The sequence below is a fragment of the Bdellovibrio sp. SKB1291214 genome (assembly GCF_002209355.2).
Lineage (GTDB): Bacteria > Bdellovibrionota > Bdellovibrionia > Bdellovibrionales > Bdellovibrionaceae > Bdellovibrio.
The window spans coordinates 1,394,708-1,414,439 of record NZ_CP106855.1 but is presented as its reverse complement, the minus strand read 5'-3'; the positions used below and the strand labels follow the sequence as shown (position 1 = coordinate 1,414,439).

General features: G+C 44.3%; 20 protein-coding genes. 9 read left to right on the top strand and 11 right to left on the bottom strand.

Annotated elements, in window-relative coordinates; all coding sequences use genetic code 11:
* Positions 1-69 precede the first annotated feature (69 nt).
* A complete protein-coding gene (locus tag B9G69_RS06980; protein ID WP_088616224.1) occupies positions 70-3,882 on the top strand; it encodes an Ig-like domain-containing protein in 3,813 nt (1,270 codons plus the stop codon).
* On the opposite strand, the gene maiA is transcribed toward B9G69_RS06980, so the two are convergent.
* The gene (gene maiA, locus B9G69_RS06975) at positions 3,879-4,538 is read right to left on the bottom strand and encodes a maleylacetoacetate isomerase (RefSeq protein WP_088616225.1); all 660 of its coding nucleotides are present in this window, start codon (positions 4,536-4,538) and stop codon (positions 3,879-3,881) included. The genes B9G69_RS06980 and maiA overlap by 4 nt on opposite strands.
* A gap of 59 nt (positions 4,539-4,597) precedes the next feature.
* Between maiA and B9G69_RS06970 the strand changes: the two genes are divergently transcribed.
* Genes B9G69_RS06970 through B9G69_RS06960 form a run of 3 tightly spaced genes read left to right on the top strand, consistent with a single transcriptional unit; the run spans position 4,598 to position 6,924 of the window.
* Entirely contained in the window at positions 4,598-5,323 is a 726-nt protein-coding gene (locus B9G69_RS06970) for a hypothetical protein (RefSeq protein ID WP_088616226.1), read from the top strand.
* Between the two features lie 38 nt (positions 5,324-5,361).
* On the top strand, positions 5,362-5,931 hold the full coding sequence (locus tag B9G69_RS06965) for an outer membrane beta-barrel protein (RefSeq protein WP_088616227.1): 570 nt from the start codon (positions 5,362-5,364) through the stop codon (positions 5,929-5,931).
* A gap of 9 nt (positions 5,932-5,940) precedes the next feature.
* Positions 5,941-6,924, top strand: coding sequence for a fumarylacetoacetate hydrolase family protein (locus B9G69_RS06960; protein WP_176400976.1), 984 nt, complete (start codon positions 5,941-5,943; stop codon positions 6,922-6,924).
* A 96-nt stretch (positions 6,925-7,020) separates the two neighbouring features.
* Here B9G69_RS06960 and B9G69_RS06955 read toward each other — a convergent pair whose 3' ends face one another.
* The 6 genes from B9G69_RS06955 to B9G69_RS06930 form a co-directional block, all read right to left on the bottom strand.
* Positions 7,021-7,566 carry a superoxide dismutase family protein gene (locus B9G69_RS06955; protein WP_088616228.1) on the bottom strand — a complete coding sequence of 182 codons (546 nt, stop codon included), beginning with the start codon at positions 7,564-7,566 and terminating at the stop codon, positions 7,021-7,023.
* 64 nt (positions 7,567-7,630) lie between these two features.
* Positions 7,631-7,759 (bottom strand): hypothetical protein, encoded by a 129-nt coding sequence (locus tag B9G69_RS06950; protein WP_254916953.1) that lies wholly within the window; start codon positions 7,757-7,759, stop codon positions 7,631-7,633.
* A 93-nt stretch (positions 7,760-7,852) separates the two neighbouring features.
* Entirely contained in the window at positions 7,853-8,263 is a 411-nt protein-coding gene (locus B9G69_RS06945; RefSeq protein WP_088616229.1) for an OsmC family protein, read from the bottom strand.
* Between the two features lie 43 nt (positions 8,264-8,306).
* A complete protein-coding gene (locus B9G69_RS06940) occupies positions 8,307-8,807 on the bottom strand; it encodes a response regulator (protein WP_088616230.1) in 501 nt (166 codons plus the stop codon).
* Positions 8,808-8,818: 11 nt separating this feature from the next.
* On the bottom strand, positions 8,819-12,163 hold the full coding sequence (locus B9G69_RS06935; RefSeq protein ID WP_176400977.1) for an ATP-binding protein: 3,345 nt from the start codon (positions 12,161-12,163) through the stop codon (positions 8,819-8,821).
* A gap of 60 nt (positions 12,164-12,223) precedes the next feature.
* The gene (locus tag B9G69_RS06930; protein WP_088616232.1) at positions 12,224-12,532 is read right to left on the bottom strand and encodes an Hpt domain-containing protein; all 309 of its coding nucleotides are present in this window, start codon (positions 12,530-12,532) and stop codon (positions 12,224-12,226) included.
* A gap of 126 nt (positions 12,533-12,658) precedes the next feature.
* On the opposite strand from B9G69_RS06930, the gene B9G69_RS06925 reads away from it, so the two are divergent.
* On the top strand, positions 12,659-13,549 hold the full coding sequence (locus B9G69_RS06925) for a phosphate/phosphite/phosphonate ABC transporter substrate-binding protein (RefSeq protein WP_088616233.1): 891 nt from the start codon (positions 12,659-12,661) through the stop codon (positions 13,547-13,549).
* A gap of 2 nt (positions 13,550-13,551) precedes the next feature.
* Here B9G69_RS06925 and B9G69_RS06920 read toward each other — a convergent pair whose 3' ends face one another.
* Positions 13,552-14,127: a hypothetical protein gene (locus B9G69_RS06920; protein WP_088616234.1), complete on the bottom strand. Its 576-nt coding sequence runs from the start codon at positions 14,125-14,127 to the stop codon at positions 13,552-13,554.
* Positions 14,128-14,265: 138 nt separating this feature from the next.
* On the opposite strand from B9G69_RS06920, the gene hmgA reads away from it, so the two are divergent.
* Positions 14,266-15,549, top strand: coding sequence for a homogentisate 1,2-dioxygenase (gene hmgA / locus B9G69_RS06915; protein WP_088616235.1), 1,284 nt, complete (start codon positions 14,266-14,268; stop codon positions 15,547-15,549).
* A 32-nt stretch (positions 15,550-15,581) separates the two neighbouring features.
* Here hmgA and B9G69_RS06910 read toward each other — a convergent pair whose 3' ends face one another.
* Positions 15,582-16,115 (bottom strand): hypothetical protein, encoded by a 534-nt coding sequence (locus B9G69_RS06910; protein ID WP_217897712.1) that lies wholly within the window; start codon positions 16,113-16,115, stop codon positions 15,582-15,584.
* Positions 16,116-16,332: 217 nt separating this feature from the next.
* On the opposite strand from B9G69_RS06910, the gene B9G69_RS06905 reads away from it, so the two are divergent.
* The 3 genes from B9G69_RS06905 (at position 16,333) to B9G69_RS06895 (ending at position 18,510) form a co-directional block, all read left to right on the top strand.
* The gene (locus tag B9G69_RS06905) at positions 16,333-17,313 is read left to right on the top strand and encodes an NAD(P)H-quinone oxidoreductase (RefSeq protein ID WP_088616237.1); all 981 of its coding nucleotides are present in this window, start codon (positions 16,333-16,335) and stop codon (positions 17,311-17,313) included.
* Positions 17,314-17,370: 57 nt separating this feature from the next.
* Positions 17,371-18,024, top strand: coding sequence for a hypothetical protein (locus tag B9G69_RS06900; RefSeq protein ID WP_217897713.1), 654 nt, complete (start codon positions 17,371-17,373; stop codon positions 18,022-18,024).
* 105 nt (positions 18,025-18,129) lie between these two features.
* Positions 18,130-18,510 carry a DUF1398 family protein gene (locus B9G69_RS06895; RefSeq protein WP_088616239.1) on the top strand — a complete coding sequence of 127 codons (381 nt, stop codon included), beginning with the start codon at positions 18,130-18,132 and terminating at the stop codon, positions 18,508-18,510.
* Here the strand turns inward: B9G69_RS06895 and B9G69_RS06890 are convergent.
* Both B9G69_RS06890 and B9G69_RS06885 read right to left on the bottom strand, forming a co-directional pair.
* The gene (locus B9G69_RS06890) at positions 18,452-19,063 is read right to left on the bottom strand and encodes a 16S rRNA (guanine(527)-N(7))-methyltransferase RsmG (protein WP_088616240.1); all 612 of its coding nucleotides are present in this window, start codon (positions 19,061-19,063) and stop codon (positions 18,452-18,454) included. The genes B9G69_RS06895 and B9G69_RS06890 overlap by 59 nt on opposite strands.
* A 15-nt stretch (positions 19,064-19,078) precedes the next feature.
* Entirely contained in the window at positions 19,079-19,732 is a 654-nt protein-coding gene (locus B9G69_RS06885) for a hypothetical protein (protein WP_088616241.1), read from the bottom strand.

The following is a 19,732-nucleotide window of genomic DNA, read 5'->3' as shown; positions in this document are numbered from 1 at the left end:
ATGTATACTGAAGTCAAATTTGACCCGACTTCCCTCTGGGGGATCGAACAAAATTCCGATAAATAAGTAATGGTTTTTATTGGAATCACTACTTATTTAGCACGTTGGCTGGGGCGAATGGCTTTACCAGCTTTCGCACTGCTGGCCCTTGCAGCTTGCAGTGATGCTAATGTTAAAGTGAGCATGTTAAGTTCCACTCTTGGTGGCATTGTTGCGGTATCTATTTCTTCTAATGCGGGAACTAACACCAATCAAAATGCCATTCCCATTCAAATTCAATTTTCGGAAGACATTCAGGGATTGTCGCTTTCTGACTTTGAAGTGACGAACGGAACTCTTTCAAGTTTAACGGGATCTGCTAGCACTTACACGGCTATCGTTACTCCAACCTCCAATGGGCCGATTTCGATCAAGCTAAAATCTTCTGAAGTCAGTGTTCCGAAGAATCTTCCGGGCCAATCACCGGGTGGTTCTACTTTCAAAAAGAAAGCATCGGGCGATGCGCTGGGAATTACGTTTGATAATGTGCCCCCAACTGTACAGATGCGCGTGGTGGGAAATACTCTGACTAATCAAACGACGTCGATAGTGTCGTTGGTGTTCTCGGAAGATGTTGAAGGTTTGAGTTTATCTGACTTTACAGTTTCGAATAGTGGCTCTGTGACTGCAATCACAGGAAGTGGGAAGTCCTACAGCGTCAGCTTATTAACAGCGGCGGCGGGCACTTATGAACTGACCTTGCTGCCAAATTCAGTGAAGGATAAAGGCGGGAATGACTTGGTTCAAGGTGCCAACGTTTCAGTAACTTATGATCCGACAGTTCCAGTGCCGGCGTTAAGCTCTTCCACTTCGAGCGTAACAAACTCAAGCGCGATATCCGTGATCATAAATTTCAACGGCATCAATGTGACGGGACTTGAGCTTTCTGATTTTACTGCGACCAATGCTGTGATCAGCGGTTTGTCTGGGGCTGGTTCAGTTTATTCCGTAACTTTAACTCCCAGTTCAGATGGAGTGGCTTCGTTAGTTTTGAACGCGGGGAAAGTTACCAACGCTGCAGGCACAGTAAATGTGGTGTCGAATACTTTGAGTTTTAATGTCGATCGAATAGCTCCGGTCATAAATCTGGGCGCTGCGAATACTAGTTTAGGATCCGCTTCGACAAAGTTTACTTGGCCACTGACATACAGTGATGCTGCTGTAGTGACGTTAAATTCTGCAAACATCGTCTTGACCGGGGCAACGACAAACTGTGTGACCGAAATTATTCCGCAGAATGCTTTGTCGTATGTTGTCAGCGTGAGTGGTTGTTCGGGGAATGGAAATCTAACGATGAGTGTGGTCAGCGGGACCGCATCGGATGCCGCCGGCAATATGGCACCTGCTGCAGGTCCTACGAATGCGGTTACCTTGAACAACACGGTCTTTACAGCCTCATTTACGAAATCAAATGACGTGGTGAACGAGGGCAATGCTGCTAACACGCAAAGCTTTACAGTGACCCTTGATCAAGTTCCGACGATAGATGTGACTTTGAAATATGCAGTGTTATCGCCTCAAACAACAGCTTTAACAACGGATTTCAATTTAACGAATGGCACTCTTGTTATTCCAGCAAATCAGCAAACGGCTACGATCTCTTATCAGTATAACGGTAACAATATCGTCGATGGCTCTAAAGTGATTCAAGTCGGGTTGATTGGGGGAGTTTCAGCTTCTGGCAAAGCTGTAAATTATGGGACTCAATCCTGGCGCAGACTAGTTCAGGACGATGATCAAGCGACGTCCTTTGTGAAAGTTGCAACAGCTCTAAACCACAGTTGCGGGATTCTTTCCGGCGGTATTCTGAAGTGTTGGGGTGGAAATGAGAACGGCCAAATTGGTGATGGTACAACAACTAGAAGGCTGCTGCCCACGATCGTCGATAGTGGTGTGACGTATTCTGATATTTCAACTGGCGGAAATCACTCTTGCGGTATTACGACTTCAGGTATTTTGAAGTGCTGGGGATATAACTATTACGGACAGCTGGGGGACGGCACAAGTTTAAATAAGCGTGTCTCACCGGTTGTTATTGACTCAGGAACTCTTTATTCGGAAGTTTCTGTAGGTTCTTCTCATACATGTGCTGTCACAACAGTCGGCGTATTGAAGTGTTGGGGATTGAATTCGAGCGGTCAGCTTGGCAATGGAACAAAGGTCGATGCGACGTCGCCAACGATTATCGAGTCGGGCGTGTTTTACGGTCATGTGGGCTCGGGAAATTCTCACTCCTGCGGAATTACCACACTTGGAGTTCTAAAGTGTTGGGGTAATAACATTTATGGACAGCTTGGAGATGGAACAACTACTGACAGACTGATTCCTACTATCATCGATAGTGGAACTGTTACGCGAGTCGTGGCTTCGACACAAAACACATGTTCAATAAACTCTTCTGGCATTCTGAAGTGCTGGGGAGCTAATGGTTACGGTCAGCTTGGCGATGGAACTACGACGAACAAAGCATCGCCGACAGTTGTTGACTCGGCAAACTCGTACACAAGTGTAAGTTCAGGTTGGGCACATGTTTGTGGGGTTACAACTCCTGGAGAAATCAAGTGCTGGGGGTTTAATTCCTATGGGCAACTGGGACTTGGTCATACAGTGAATAAAACCACGCCGAGTTCTGTCGAAAGCGGGACTGCTTATTCTTTCGTATCTGGTAGAGAGTATCACTCCTGCGGGATCACGAATTCTGGTGTTTTAAAATGTTGGGGATTCAATTCCTTCGGTCAACTAGGGGATGGAAACGAGCTCAGAAAGTTAACACCTGCAGTGGTTGATATGGTTTCAACATACTCCTTAGTTAAAGCTTACAATCATACCTGTGCCATCAGTTCGATAGGTGCACTGAAATGCTGGGGTGATAATTCGTATAATCAAATTGCCGATGGCAGTACTAGTCCCAGAACATCTCCGGTAGTCGTGGAAGAGGGTGTCACATATAATCAGATTGCGACATCTGTGTCGCAGACTTGCGGTATCACGAATAAAGGTGTGTTGAAGTGCCGGGGAACAAATATGTTGGGTTCTATGGGCCTAGGTTCCAGTGTCAGCAGTACTCGCTATCCAGTTAGTGTTGTTGATCCCGGCGTTTCTTATGATCAACTCACGATGGGTCTGTACCACGTTTGCGGAATTACTTCGGCGGGAGTTTTGAAATGCTGGGGTGCGAATTCGTCAGGACAAGTGGGTAATGGAACGAACACGGATCAAAATTTACCGGTGGTTATTGATAGTGGCGTCAGCTATTCAAAGATTTCTGCAGGCTCCGTTCATACATGCGGTATTACAACGAGTGGCATTTTAAAATGTTGGGGCAGCAACCTTACGGGCCGGCTTGGCGATGGGACTGCAGTCGATAGAAATCTGCCGGTAGTCATTGATTCAGGAGTAAGCTACTCGTTTATTGGAAATGGAATTGCCCATTCCTGCGCAATCACGACGGGCAACGTGCTTAAATGCTGGGGAAATAATTCATATTCTCAGTTAGGTAATGGTGGCACGACAGAACTGTTAGTTCCGACCGTCATTGATACAGGAGTTTCATACGGCTCCGTATTCGGTGGTTCGTCAATGACTTGTGCAATTACGACGGCTGGAGCCCTGAAATGTTGGGGGACACCGAACGAAGGTGCAATCGGTGATGGATCGACAGGGGTTCGAAATACGCCGACAATTGTTGATAGTGGAACTGCATATATGAATGCAGCGATTTCGACGTCATTCGCTTGCGGTATCACTTCTGCTGGAGTTCTTAAATGCTGGGGTCTTGATAGCAAGGGGCAGCTTGGTATGGGTAACTCAAGCTACTTTCCTGCACCTGTTGCGCCGAACTAAGGCTTTCTTAAATCTTGGGGTGTATCGATTTGACGGCTGAAATGAGCTTTCATGAACATCGGATGCTGATCCAGATTCCCGAAAATCTTCATAACAGTCGGATACTTTGAAAGATCAACATTAAAGCGTTGGCAAGTGATGATCTGTGGATAAAGTACGATATCGGCCATTGTTACCTGATCGCCAAAGCAATACTTGCCGGCGAACTCCGGCAAAGTTTTTTCCAAAGCTTCCAAACCTTGGGTGACCCATTTTTGCACCCATTGCTCTTTTTGCTCTTGAGAATAGCTATGGGCTTCGCCCAAGTGTTTCAACACCTTCAAGTTTCCATACGGATGCATAGAGGCGTTAACGATCTCACAGACCTGGCGAACTCGAGCTCTTAGGTAGTGGTCCTTTGGGAAAAAAGAGGGAGAAGGTTGGATCTCTTCGATGTATTCAAGGATTGCCATTGAATCAGGAATGATTTTTCCATCATGAATCAATGTCGGAATACCACCCAGCGGATTCAGTTTGCGATACTCTGCGGAGTGCTGCTCGTCTTTCAGAAGATTTATCGGTTTGTAGTCGAACGGGATGTTTTTCAAGTGAAGAGCCACACGTGCACGGAAGGATGTAGAGCTTCGAAAATAGTTGTAAAGTACGAATGAGGACATATACTGACTCCTGTTGACACAAAATTTAACAACTCAGATTTTCATCAAAGGGCGTTTTAATGCCAAGTAGATTTATCTTCTCGCTGCGCTTTTCATCAAAGGTTCTGGTGAAGCTTGCGAAGTTGTCGCTTGCCATGGTTCTATTCATGAGTCTTTTAAGGCTCAATCTTTTTATGCTCTCGGCATTCGCCAAAGTTGAGCACAATTCTTTTCTAGAAATTCTACATTCTTTCGGTGCGGGGATTCGTTTCGATATCTTGATTTTTGGATTCTTGTTGATTCCGATCTACTTTATTTTATTGATTCAGGCCATCTGTGAAAAATGGCCGAAATGGATCTTTATCTTTTATAAGATCTACTTTGCTTCAATTTGGTTAATCATTTGCTTACTATCTTACATCGATTTCTTTCATTACTCTCATCACGGCCGTCGCATGCGTTTCGCTGAATACTCAAGCTGGACACCGGAGCTCACGTGGGAGCAGATGCAAGCGTTGCAGACGAATCAGGCTCTGTTCTTTACAATCAGTACCGTGATTTTGTTGGTTCTTGGTTATATGTTGATTCGCGGTTTGCAGTTCGGTCAGTGGAAGGATGAATACTCACCCCAAAAGGGTTCCAAACTTGAATTGGCATTGCGCATCGTACTTCCATTGGTTCTTATTGTTTTGGCAGCCCGTGGCACTGTCGAGGCTCACCATTTAGCATTAGAACACAGCCAAGTTTCTGATAATAGTGCACTGAATGAAATGGCTCTGAATGCCGTTTGGTGTTTTGATAAATAGAAAAACTTGTGGGAGACTATGTCCCACAAGGAGTCCCTATGAAAAAACTGGCACTGTCATTACTTGTTGCTTCTGGTCTTTTCTCTTCTGCAGCTTTTGCGGATCTAAATTATGGCGTTGAACTGGGTGTACGCAGTCAATCAGGTGATACGGATACTGCAGTTGCATCGACGGATTCTAAAACTGCTATGCAGTTTGGTGTTTTTGGTATCATGCCTATCAGTGGCGCTTGGAATTTGCGCACTGGCCTTTTGTATACTCAACGTCCGTTGATTGTGAAATCCGCAGGTCTTGAAAATAATATCGACATGAACTACGTCGATATTCCACTGAACATCATGTACAAGTTCGAAGACTATGCCGGCGTTTACCTAGGTGTGAACCTGGGCATAAACATGGATAAAAAATGCAGCCTCGCTGGTTGCACGATGAGTGATGTAACTTCTCCGTTGATTCCACTGACAGTCGGTGCGGCATTCAAATTCGCGCCTAATTTTGGAGTGAATTTTTACTTTGAAAGTGCATCTGGAAAAGTTGTTACAGTTAACAATTCTGATCTGAAAAACTACCGCGCCATTGGCGCAAATTTGATTCTGACTTTTGACTAAGGATATTTTGTGAAATTAGGTTCTTTAAAATCAGCTCACTCTTTGGACGGCGATCTTTGTGTTATCAGCCGTGATTTAAAAATGGCCGTTAAGGCAACAAGCATCGCTCCAAATCTCCGCGAAGCCATGGAAAAGTGGACAGCGAAAGAAGCTGATTTGAACAAGTTGTACAATGATCTAAATGATGGAAAAGCCTCCGGCGCATTTCCAGTGAACGAAAAAGATTTTCACTCGGCACTTCCAAGAACCTGGTTATTTGCCGATGGATCTGCCTTTATCTATCACATCAAGCTTGTGCGTAAGGCTCGTAATGCTCCATTACCAGAAACTTTGACGACAGTTCCATTGATGTATCAAGGGGAGTGTGGGCAGTTCCTGGCTCCGACTGAAGATATTCCACAACGTGATTTCGCACATGGCACTGATTTTGAGGGTGAAGTCGGCGTGATCACAGATTTCGTTCCAATGGGTGTTACTCCAGACGAGGCATTAAAACACATTAAGCTTTTCGTTTTGATTAACGACGTTTCATTGCGTGGCTTGATCCCAGAGGAATTGGCTGGCGGTTTTGGTTTCTTCCAAAGTAAACCAGCCTCAGCACTGTCTCCGTTTGCTGTAACAGCAGACGAGCTAGGTGATGGTTATAAAGATGGCCGTATTCATTTGCCACTGGATGTGACATATAACGGTGAGTTCTTTGGTAAAGCAAATGCAGGGGCCATGCACTTTCACTTTGGTCAGCTGATTGCTCATGCGGCAAGAACTCGTAATTTGCCAGCAGGTGCTTTGATTGGAAGTGGAACGGTTTCCAATGAGGATCATGGCAAAGGTTCAAGCTGTTTGGCGGAAAAACGCATGATTGAACAGATTGAAACGGGAGCCATCAAAACTTCGTTCATGAAGTCCGGCGATACGATCCAAATGCAGATGAACAATTCCAAAGGCGAAAGTATCTTTGGACAGATCTCTCAAAAGGTTCGTTCAGTTCAATAGGCTTGTCTTGCCGCTCCTCTGTGGGGGAGATCGGGTGAGAATAAAAAAAATGCCGGGAAATACCCGGCATTTTTCATTTCAAATTTAAATTCGAAATTACATTGCTTCGATAATGCCGCACGCTTCGCGAGGACCAGAGTTACCAGCTGGTTGAGATTTCAAATCGTCTTTACCTTTGTGGATAATGATAGATTTACCGATGATGCCTTCTGGGCCATTCAACGGAGCTTTCAACGTGATAGTTGTGTTAAGAACACCTTTTTTGTCAGCTTTAACGTTGCCCAAGTCACCTACATGTTTTTCTTCAGCAGTAGGAGATCCATGTTTTTTTCCAGTCGGATTAAAGTGACCACCAGCAGAGCTGAAATCGCCTTCACAAGTACCAACTTCGTGGATGTGGAAACCATGGAAGCTACCTTTTTTCAAACCAGTAACATCAGCTTTGACTGTGATTTCGCCATTCGCTTCTGTGAAGTGAATAGTACCTGCGATTTTTGAACCTTTCGCAGCTTTCAATACAGCGTGAGCTTGTGTTGGTGGCGGAGGTGGAGGTGGAGCTGCAGGTGCTACTGGAGCTTCTTCTTTGTGAGCGCAAGCGCCGATAACTAGAGCGGCAAGGACTGGTGCAAGATATCTTTTCATTGTCGTGACTTCCTTTCGTCGTATTACGTGAAAAGATGGTCACAGATTTTTTTTAGGCTGTCATTTATTGATTGGAAATATGGCGAATAATCTCGACGGAGACAAAAGTAATAGCATAAAACCACAGAACTTTGCGCCCAAGCTCCATTTTCTTCTGCAACAACGATCTCTTACTGGTATTGAGTGTGTCCATAGTGGCCCCCTTACATACTCAGTATCGGGCTTTCTCCGTCATAGATCCAATCGATTAAATCTACAGGACCCATAGAGATTAACTATAGTTAATTTAAGCCATATCGTAGTGAAATAACACAGGAATTTGCATATCCGGATGCATGCTCTCTTTAACGGGGCATCCTAAGGCGAAACCCTCGAGCTTTTTTCTGTAGTCGTGAGGTATGTTCATTGGCAAATGAAGTACGATATTCAGCTTTGCAATTCTACGTGGATTCGCGACCATTTCTTTTTCAACGGAAGCCCAAGAGCCTTCCAGCTTAATTCCGTCTTTTTCAGAATGAATAGCCATCGTCGTTAACATGCAACTGCCCATAGCTGCACCCACCAGATCAGTTGGTGAAAAGGCCTCTCCTTTACCATGATTATCCTTAGGCGCATCAGTCACGATGCGTGCACTAGAGGGTTCATGAGTGATCTCGCAGTGTTTTTCACCTTGATAATGAGTCGTTGATTTTACCATGGGACCTTCCGGATATTATAATTCCGGCTCCGCCGGAGTCATCTTAGTTCGACATTTGCTCGATGATTTTACGAAGACGCATCTCTGATGATTTAGACATGTCATTGTAAAGCTTGCGAAGATGCGTGGACTGAACAGCATCGCCTTTAGATGCTTTCATCTCACGACCGATTTTGATTGCCGAGCAAACGCTCTCGATCACAAATTTGCGTTTTGAATCTTTAGTGATGAAGTCAAATGCACCCAAAGAAAGAGCTTCTAAGGCGCGAGCATGATCTCCATGGGCTGTCAGAACCACGAATGGCGTCATGTGACCCAACGAACGAACATAGGCCAAAAACTTAAGGCCATTCATTTGTGGCATTTCGATATCGGAAAGGATCGTGTCGAATTCCTTTGTCTTTACATACTGCAAAGCCGCCGCACCGTTTTCGGCTTCAACGATTTCGTCGACGAACTCTTTCAAGAAATGTTTAAGGAGCTCGCGAATATCCGCGTCGTCCTCAACAATCAGCAATCTGCTTTTTTCTTCTTGTGGGTTCATTCCAGTAATCCTTAGTTCATCGTGTAACGGTTAATCACGCCAAGCAGAACATCTTTTTTGAATGGCTTCGTGACGTGATCGTCGCAGCCAGCATTTAAAGATTTTTGTTTGTCGTCAGAAAGGGCGTGGGCAGTTAAGGCGATAATCGGAATATGTGAATGCTGTGTTGCGCGTTCCCATTCCCTGATGATCGATGTCGCTGCATAACCATCCATTTCTGGCATTTGAACGTCCATAAAGACAATATCAAACTCATTTGATTTTATCTTATCTACGGCTTCAAGTCCATTCTCCGCTTCAATTATTTCGAAGGGCTGATTTTTAAAGAAATGCGTAAATAAGATGCGGTTATCCTCGGTGTCGTCGGCCAAAAGGATGCGAACTTTGCGATTGGCGACTGAAAGTCCTGAATGTGCGACTCTTTCTTGTTCGCGCGGGTCCATTTTATCAGCGAATGAAAGCAGGTGAGAGTCGGGGTAAGAACTAGGAATCATCATCAGACCCGGGCTCTGTTCACGATAAGGCACCGTAAAGAAGAACGTCGTCCCGGCGTTTTCACGACTCTTGAACCAAATTTGTCCCCCCATAAGTTCCACAAGGCTTTTAGAAATTGCCAGACCCAGCCCCGTTCCGCCATATCGACGTGTAATAGAGCTATCCGCTTGCGAGAACTTCTGGAAAATCAAATGCTGCTTATGAGCAGCGATACCAACCCCGGTGTCGCTGACGCTGACCATGAGGCTATCTTTTTTAGTCGGGTTTTTAAGGACTGAGACCTTGATTTCTCCGCGCTCTGTGAACTTGATGGAATTGCTGACTAAATTAATCAATACTTGACGTAATTTTGTTGGATCACCCATTAAATGAGAATTTACGCCTGCACCAATTTCAAAGGAATAATCGACCCCTTTAAGTTGCGCACGAGGACGCATCATTTCCTGAACATCTGCCATCATCTTGTGCAAATCAAACGAGATGTTTTCAATTGAAACTTCACCGGCCTCGATTTTAGAAAGGTCCAAGATATCGTTGATTAAGGTCATCAATACGTCGCTGGCCTTCTGGAAAATCGTCAAATAGTAGCGTTGATCGGGATCGAGCTTGGTATCTTTCAATAACTCGGCCATACCCATAATCGCATTCATCGGAGTGCGGATTTCGTGACTCATGTGGGCCAGGAACTGCGATTTCGCTAGGGAAGATTTCAAGGCTTCATCTTTTATAGAAATGAGCTCATGCTCGGCCTTTTTCATCACTGTGATATCTTGATTAATACCCCATGTGCATAACGGACTTTTCTTGTCGTCGTACTCTGTTAATCCCATAAGATTCGTCCAAATAAATTCATGGGTATCAGCGCGGCGAACACGAATTTCAAAATGAAACTCACGCACACCAGAACCCGCTTGTCTTAAAGCGTTTTCTAGAATGTGCACGTCCTCGTGGTGTACCATCGCTTTGAATAAGTCATAGCTTGGTTGAACTTCATTCGGATTAAGCCCCAAAAGTTTGAACTGCTCGTCTGACCAGATCATTTTACCTGTGCGGAAATCCCACCTGAAGGAGCCGGTTTTCGAAATGGCCTGAGAAGCCTTAAGCAAATCTTCCTTCATTCGAAGTTCGCGTTCGGCATCAAGCTTCCAGCGCAAATCATCTCCGACGATAACGAATCTTTCGCGACCAGTGACGTTATTCATAGGAACTTTTGTCACAGCCAGAGGAATGCGTTCTCCCGACAGACATTTCAAGTAGGCTTCAGTGCGGTGTTGGTCGATTAAATCTTTTAAGTCAAATTCCAACCATAGTGATAAATCCGAACCGATCAATGAGGCCTCAGGTGTACCGATCAGCTCGTTGGCGATTTCATTAGATTTACGAATGATGGCTTTGGTATCTCCGCTAAATCCTGGCAAGATTTCGATCATGAACATGACCTTGTTAAGCGTTCGCACAACCTGTTCCAGAACAAGTTTTTCTTGCTGCTCTTGGCTGAACGAATTCACAAGTTTATTATAGTCCTTAAAGATATTTGAAAATTCATCTTGAGAGCTATAATTCACTTCTTGAATTTTTGATCCTTGAGAATTGATTTTCGTGTGCAAGAATTTTAGTGGCTGAGTCAATTGTTTTGAAAAGAAGAACGCTATAACCAGTGAAATCACTAAAAAGAACGTACCAATGATCACAAAGATAATTAGATAGTGATTAATCGGCCCGGTTGTTTCATTGAAATTTGATTTAGCTACTAATACCCATTCAACGCCACCAGGGAGCTGTACTTTCCCGATGGACATAAGGCTGACGGCATTCAGGTAATCATTTCCTGTCTCAATGATGTCTTCGTTACGAAGATAATGACGAATTTTATCTTGTGGAAGGCTGACGGACATAGCCGTCGTTCCATTAGCTTGAATTGTCTGAGCGGCTTGGGACTTATTGCTGGAGGTTACAAACTGTTTTTGGAATTCGATGGGATTTTCATAATTCAGCCGCGAGTTGTTGCGCATAAATCCGTCGGAACCAAAGGCGATGACTTCGCCAGTCTCGCGCAATCCCGAACGCTTCCATTGGAAATTATCGCTAAGTATTTGATCAAAACGATCCAAGCCAATTTGGAATACCAAAGTACCGACGTAATTTTTCTGATCGTAAATCGGCGCAGCGATATACGAAACGTATTCTGGTAAAACTCCAGACAAGGCAGCAAAATCAAAAAAGCGGAACGTCTGTGGGGGGGCGCTCTGCGACCAACGGTAAACGTCCGTCAGGCGGGTCGCACTGAAAATTCCAGTATTTAAATTTGCACCTAGCTCTAATCCTTTTTGTACGGAATATACAACGACGCCGTCTTTATCAATCATCAACACGTCAGCCATTTGGAAGCGATCCGCATAGTCTGACATAAAGGTATGGATATCACCGTGAGTTTTAAAGTAGCCGTAGGGATCAGCTGTTTTTAAGGCTGTGACGTTGCGAGGAGTGCTTTCGTTACGTTCTGCCTCTTGCAATATCAAAGACTGCAAAACCAAGGCAGGTCTGTTTAAGCGGGCGGCAATATTTTTTTCTTCTTCGAACCCAGGTTTATTTTGATAGAACGTGTTGACGATGCGTAAATCTTTACCCTGATTGGAGTCTGACGCGCTATCGTTGATTTTTTTAAGATTTGCGTGAAATGAAATGACAGAATCACGGACGCGGGCCATTTCGGCAGCAACTAAAAGGTTGTTACCTAGGTTTTCGATATCCGTTTTTAAAGCTTGGGCGCGATTCAACCTAATTTGTACTAAACGTTCCGAATGTCCGCTTTGAAGTGATGAAGTACCCACTTTATAGCCCATGGTTCCGGCTGCGATCATGGCTCCGGTAACGATGAGCAGTGTAAAGAGGAGTATTCGAACCCTGATTGTCATTATCGCCTATGACATCGGAACAAATTGAATTTCGATACTTTCAAAGTGAGCCTTCATGTCTTGAGCCAGACCTGCCAGCTGAGCAGACTCGTTGTTTTTCGAAAGCTTTTCCATTTGTGCTGCGATTTCGCTTAATTGCATGAATCCATAGCTTGAGGCGGCGCCCTTGATTTTGTGAGTTAGCGCCGCAATCGCCGGAAGATCATTTTTAGAAATGAGTTCTTCGAGGGCTTGGATGTCCTTTTTGCGATTCTCAGTAAACTGAGGAATCAAATCTTGAAGATCAGCGTCGATTTCTACTTTGATTTTTGCCATAGATCAGTCGGTTATCCTTTTTCATAGGGGCCTTTACAATAAAATTTAGTTTAGAAAGGCCTTTATTGCATAGATTTAATATCAAGAGTAAATTCCACTCTGCACAATCTTTGTGAGGCTGACTTGATGAAGAAAATACTCGTATTTTTATTCCTGATTTCGATTCTTTCCTGCACCTCAAAACAAGAGTTGGGGACAGAGCAAAATCCCATTCATTTTGCTCTAGTTCCTGGACAAGATGCAGCTGTTTTATTGGAAAACGGTCTAATTTTGGAGAAGTGGATACGCAGTCAAACTGGCTTAACAGTGAAGGTGCAAGTTCCATCAAATTTCGTCGCTGTTATTGAGGGCTTAGGATCACAGCGCGTTGATTTTGCGATCATTAATACCTTTGGATATATTTTGGCCCATGACAAGTATCAAGCGAATGCAGTTTTAATTGGTGAGAATAATGGTCGCTCCGAATACCGGGGGCAGATCATCGCTAAAGATCCAAAAATAAAATCTGTTAAGGATATCAACGGAAAGAAATTCGCTTACGTTGATCCGGCGTCGACGTCTGGTTATGTCTTGCCTGCAAAATTATTGAAAGACGCTCAGGTGAAACCCAAAGACATCGTCTTCGCCGGAAAACATGATAGCGTGGTCTCTATGGTCTATCAGGGGCAAGTGGATGCGGGCGCTACTTATCACACCCCGCCCGAGGATGGTAAGCCTCAAGATGCCCGGAAGCTGGTGGCAACTCAGTATCCAGATGTTTTTGATAAAGTAAGAATCATAGCGATGACGGGTTCTATTCCAAGTGACCCTGTTGTATTTCGTGCAGGATTTCCACTTGAGTTACAAATGAAGCTTGTCCAAGCTCTGAAAAGTTTTTCGGAGGCTCCTGACGGTAAGCAGACTTTACGTAAGCTTTATCACATCACAAATTTTAAAGACTGCACGGATCAAACTTTTGATCCGGTTAGAAAGATCCTGCTCGATCTTGGGAAGAACGCGCAGGATCTGATCAAGTAGCCCTAGAACATAAACGGAATACTAAGGCTGACCATGCTGACCTTGTTTCCGAAATCATCAAGGCTTGGGAAGGAACCCCAGTTGCCGGTTCCTTTTTTGTATTTCAGATCCATATACTCAAAGTTAATGGCAACGACGAAAATTTTTATTCCCACTCCCACTTTCGGTCCAGAGGCCTCTTCGAATTTTACATCGAATACGCCACTCTCATCGGGATCTAAGGTTCCGCCGAAAACATAACCAGCCCACAGACGTAAACCCAAAAGGGGAGTCTGCACGCCGATCACCCCGCCGTAGGTGCTTGAAACAGCATCGGCTTCGTAACCGGTGTTATCATGTTTGAATTTAGGTTTTGAATAGGTTCCATCAAGTGCCACAAACAGCATGCTATCCACGAAGTGCATCCCTAACTTAAGATCCGCTCCAAGTCCTTTTGTTGTAGCCTCGGATTCATCCAGATCAACAGTGGCTTTACCACTTTCGTAAAATACGCCGGGTTCAAAATAAAATCCTGCCGCCATCGATTGAACCGAAAACAATAAAAGGACGGCCGCGAAAGCCAGTTTTAAATGTTTCATTTGGGACCTCCATTCCTGTTCAGGTTACTGCTGATGACGGCGGAACGTCGCACTGTGTTTTATCACTGGCTCTCGACCCGGGGTGGGAGTGGTCGGCAGTTATTGACTTTGGTAGGTGAAACCTGATTATCATGGCCTATGGAAAATCAATATTTGTCAGGATTCGGAAATCACTTTTCATCGGAAGCTCGTCCAGGTGCTTTGCCAGTTGATCAAAATTCTCCACAAAAAGTTTCATTGGGACTTTATGCGGAACAATTAAGCGGCTCTGCTTTCACAGCTCCACGTCATTCTAATCTGTATTCTTGGCTATATCGTATTCGTCCATCCGTGATGCACAAAGCTTTCAAACCGATGAAAGATCTGACTGCAAAAACTTTTTCAAAACCTCAACACATGAATCCAAACCAAATGCGATGGAATCCGATTACATCTGGTTCAGGTCAGGACTTCGTCGATGGATTGCGCACTGTCTGTGGAGCTGGTGGTGTTGAACACCATAATGGTATTCACGTTCATCTGTATGCTTTTGATAAAGGTATGGAGAAACGTTATTTCATGAACGCTGATGCAGAGTTCATGTTTGTGCCTCAAGCTGGCGCTATTCAGTTAAAAACCGAAGTGGGCGTGATTGAAGCAGAACCTGGTGAAATTGCTGTGGTTCCAAGAGGTATGAAGTTTCAGTTGAACCCGCTGGGCTCTGGTAAATGCATGGGTTATGTTGGTGAAAACTTTGGTCATCCTTTTGTTTTACCCGAGCTCGGACCCATCGGTGCTAATGGTTTGGCGCACCGTCGTCACTTCCTAACTCCCAAAGCAGCATTTGAAGATTTGGAAGGTCAATTTGAATTGATCGGAAAATTCGCCGGTGAGCTTTGGTCTGCCGAAATGACTCATTCACCTCTTGATGTGGTGGCTTGGCACGGGAACTACGTTTCTTACAAGTATGATTTAAGAAAGTTCAACGTTATCAATACAGTTAGTTTTGATCATCCAGATCCATCCATTTTCACAGTATTAACTTCACCAAGTGAAATTCCGGGGACGGCAAATGTGGATTTTGCGATCTTTCCTCCTCGATGGATGGTGGCAGAGCACACTTTCCGCCCACCGTATTTCCATCGCAATTGCATGAGTGAATACATGGGTCTGATCTATGGCGAGTACGACGCAAAAACTGCTGGTGGCTTTGTTCCTGGCGGTGGCAGTCTTCATAATTTCTATTCAGCACACGGACCCGATGTCGATGCTTTTGAAAAAGCCAGTAATGCGGAATTAAAACCGATCAAGCTTTCTCAAACTATGGCGTTCATGTTTGAATCACGTTCTCCATATCGGGTGAGTGATTTTGCGATGGGTAAAGAAATTATGCAGGCTGATTATCAAGACTGCTGGCAGGCATTTAAAAAACATTTTAAATAGTTCGTAAAAAAAGGCTCCGAAGGGAGCCTTTTTTATTTCTCTAAGTTTGAAAGGATTGTTTCAATACGACTTGCAAGTTCTTGAGTCTCTGGGTTTTGGCGCATTTCTTCAAATTGTGTGAAGGGAATCCGATCATTGTTCGCAAGCCCAATACTTGCAAAATAATTATCATTGCTTTCAAAGTGAAGAATAAAGCCCTCGTTGTCTCTTTCAACGGTGACCGCTTGGTGAAGCTCGGTAATGCTGTTTTCAAGCATGTCCACGGCTTCTTCCGTTAACTCCAAATTAATATTGCGATGAATTCCTTCAGAGTTCGTTGGAGGTGTCGCAGTCGGTACGCCAGATGGCGCAGCTGCCATGCCATTTTCGGGAAGGGAGGGTGGAGGGGGAGCAATATCGCCACCTGGTACTTCCGAGTTATCTGCCTGATTAACGGTGTTGTCTTGTGCTTCTTGAGCAACTGGTGTTTCTGCTGGAGATTTATCGGATGCTGTGAATTTAAAAACTCCCCAGCCAACCATAATACCCAACACAAATGCGATAATAAGGTCTTTGTTCATGTTCATGGGCCCGATATTAGGCACAAGACGAAAAAAGGCAATAGGCTTTGTCTTATTTGCATGATTCTTAATAATTAACATACGGAGGACGGGAGAACCTCAACACTTTGGGTAACTGATTATTATTCTTGGCCTTCCTTAAAACTTTAAGTTTTGTTTTGTCAGGTTGGTACGAGCCTTTACTATGGGTTTGTGTTTATTTATGGTTATACCTGAGGTGCAGATGAAGGTTATTGAAATGACTAAGCCCGGAGGCCCCGAAGTTCTTGTCGTGGCAGAGCGTCCGATTCCAAAACCCGCTGAAAATGAAGTTCTAATAAAGGTGCATGCCGCAGGCATTAACCGTCCAGACTGCGCTCAACGCCAGGGAACGTATCCTCCGCCTCCAGGGGCTTCAGATTTATTGGGTTTGGAAGTTTCAGGCGAGGTGGTTGATGTCGGCAGCAAAGTCACGCAGTGGAGTAAAGGGGACTATGTCTGTGCTCTGGTTTCCGGTGGTGGTTATGCGGAATACGTGGTCGCTCCCGAGGGACAATGTCTACCGATTCCTTATGATTTAGATTTTGTTCACGCGGCGGCATTGCCGGAAACTTTTTTCACTGTATGGACCAACGTTTTTGAAAGTGGTCAGTTGAAAAAAGGCGAAATCATTTTAGTTCATGGTGGCTCTGGCGGAATCGGTACGACAGCGATTCAGCTTTCCCGTCAAATGGGAGCCAAAGTATTTACAACGGTAGGTAAGGAATCAGCGGTTCAACCTTGTTTAGATCTGGGTGCTGATAAGGTAATCCAGTATAAGAAAGAAGATTTTGTAACGGCCGTTAAAGACGCTACGGGCGGCAGAGGTGTCGACGTTATTTTGGATATGGTCGGCGGGGAATATTTTCCGCGAAATATTGAATGCTTGGCCCCTATGGGGCGTTTGGTTCAGATCGCGACTTTACAGGGTGCAAACGTTTCTTTTGATATTCGCAAAATGATGTCAAAGCGTCTGACGATCACGGGCTCAACTTTGCGTCCTCGTTCTGTCGAGGAAAAATCACGTATCGCCAAAAACTTAAGAGATCATGTTTGGCCGCTTTTGAATAAAGGACGGCTAAAGCCGGTGATTTTTAAAACATTTAAACTCGAACAAGCTCGCGAAGCCCACGAGCTTATGGAGTCAAGTGCACACACAGGAAAGATAGTTTTGAACGTCCTCTAAATTTCGGAGGTCTTTATGGTTTTTACACCCGCCGGAGGTCTGTCAGTGCTGCTCTTTATGGCGGTAGTGATTGGCATCTGCATCATGTTCATCGGTGCCGTTGGTGTGGTCAGTGAACGTTTAGAATTTTCTGTTAATCGTGAAGTCATCAAAGCGAGCGTCTTAGCATTGCTGTGGTTAGGACTTGGTACTTTTCTGACGTACACTAAGGTCTTTCAATTCTATCCGTATCCGATCGCTTTAGCTTACTTCACATTGGTGCTGGTTGTATCGTTTGGAGTTGCTCTATCCTCTTATGGAAATAGGTTGGCACTGGGTTTATCGTTATCCGCGCTCGTGCTATTCCAGGGATTTCGATTGCCTCTTGAAGTGATTTTGCACCGTTGGGCCCAGCAAGGAACTATGCCATTTACCATGACGTGGACCGGATATAATTTTGATGTCTTAGCAGGTATCTTGGCTTTAGTAATTGCCCCCATAGCGAATCGTCATAAGGGAGCTGTGTGGTTTTTTAATATCGTTGGAATTATACTAGCGTTTAATGCAGTTTATGTCGGTGTGATGTCGTCGCCCTTACCTTTTGCTTGGGATATAGAGCCCCGTCTTTTGCTTTTGTATCACATTCCCTATTTCTTAGTAATGCCCGTGTGCGTGGGTGGTGCGATTGCAGGACATGTGATTTTAACAAAGGCCTTGTTGTACAAAGCATAACTTCTGAAAATATCGATAGGAACGATCATAACCATTTTGTGCAGGAGGATCATCATCGAATCACAAAAAGAAAATGAATCTGGTTTGACCTCCCCAACAGGAGCAATGAATTTTTCTGAATTCATTTCAACTTTGGAGGAAACACTGGTTGATTATTGCCGTGTGGATCTTCTGGAAGGAAAAATGATTTTCGTCGTTGAGGATGGAGATATCTATTCCGACAATCTAGATCTGAAGGGTAAAATAGCTGACCAATTTGATGATGGCGGAATTCGTCAGGCGATTTTGGAAAATCATTTGGATCGATTAACTTTTAAGGATTTCGTAAAAACGCTGATGGAATGTGGAGTGGTTAGTTATACCATCCACTTGTCGGGCCGTAAGGTCATCTATTTTGGTAAACATGGAGATTGTGTCTACGAAAACCTTAGATCAAAACCAGATGCCGTTCGACCTCCAGCACTGGGGACTTCAACGGTTCAATAGCGACTTTTAGATCTTTAAACTTTTTGCGTGCAAGCAATAGCTCTTCGTCGATCTTTTCTTTGCGGGCTTTCAACAGGAAATACTTTCCTTTTTTTGCATAATAGCTGCGGCTGACATCTAAGATCACATCAACAGGTTTAAAGCCACGTGCTGTGACAACATCCACATTCACAAGATCTTTAGGAATTTCTCCATGAACATTTAGGTTTGGAGCTATTTTTTTGCAACTGTTCAGAAAGTTTTGTTTCAAATTACTTTTTTCATAAAGGTGAAACTGAATATCAGGAAATTGAATGGCATAAATCACGCCGGGCAATCCACCGCCGGAACCAAAATCAGCCACGGCTTTAGCATCTTGAGGGAAGAATTTAAGAGGTAACAGGCAATCAATAACGTGATTGTCCAAAAGCTCATCGAAAGTCATTTTGCGGCTAATAAGATTCAGTTCTTCGTTGGAGCTCCAAAGAAGATCAAGATAGCTTTTAAGCTGATCGATAGCTTCTTTGCGGAAGCCAAGCTCCAGAATGGTAGGAATGCGCTGTTCGAATGACATGCGCCCACTTATACCTTAAAGAGCGTTTTTTGGTAGTTCCTTTTGCACGAATAGAAAGAAATCACGCTCATTGTATTTACGTAGGAAAAAATACAACTGCTTGGGATCCTTCATCTTTCTGTGAATCTCCCGCACGGATACCGGGGTGATGCACTCCAAAGTCAGACGCTTTTGTTGATCGCAGAATTCGGACACGGTTTCGTCGCCATTAAATGGCATCACGGTCAGAGTCAGATAATTCTTGTGCGTGGGAATGATCTTTTCCTCGATCAGGCTATTGCCGGCTAGCGTGTTGGCCTGATCGTGAGGCATTTTAACCCAGCAAGGCTTCGCGCAGTTTTTGATTTCTTCTGGGGATGCCTTTGTCCCATCTTGGATAATATGGGGTGGAATTTGTAGTTTTTTGAAGTACTCCTCCAAGAAATGTGTCATCAAAAGTTGGGTATCAGGACTCTCGGGTAAAACACCCCATAGGATATAATCATTATTTTGCAGATCAGGAAAAATACGCAATACCGTATGGCTTGCAATGTTGCGTTGATCTGCACTGATGACAGTTGGGCGAATGAGAGGCTCCGACCGCAGACTGACTCCTTTGCGGACCAAATAGATCATGCAAAAGGTAATGATGGCAAAAACGAGGCCCAAGAGGGCAAAGATCTTTTTCAT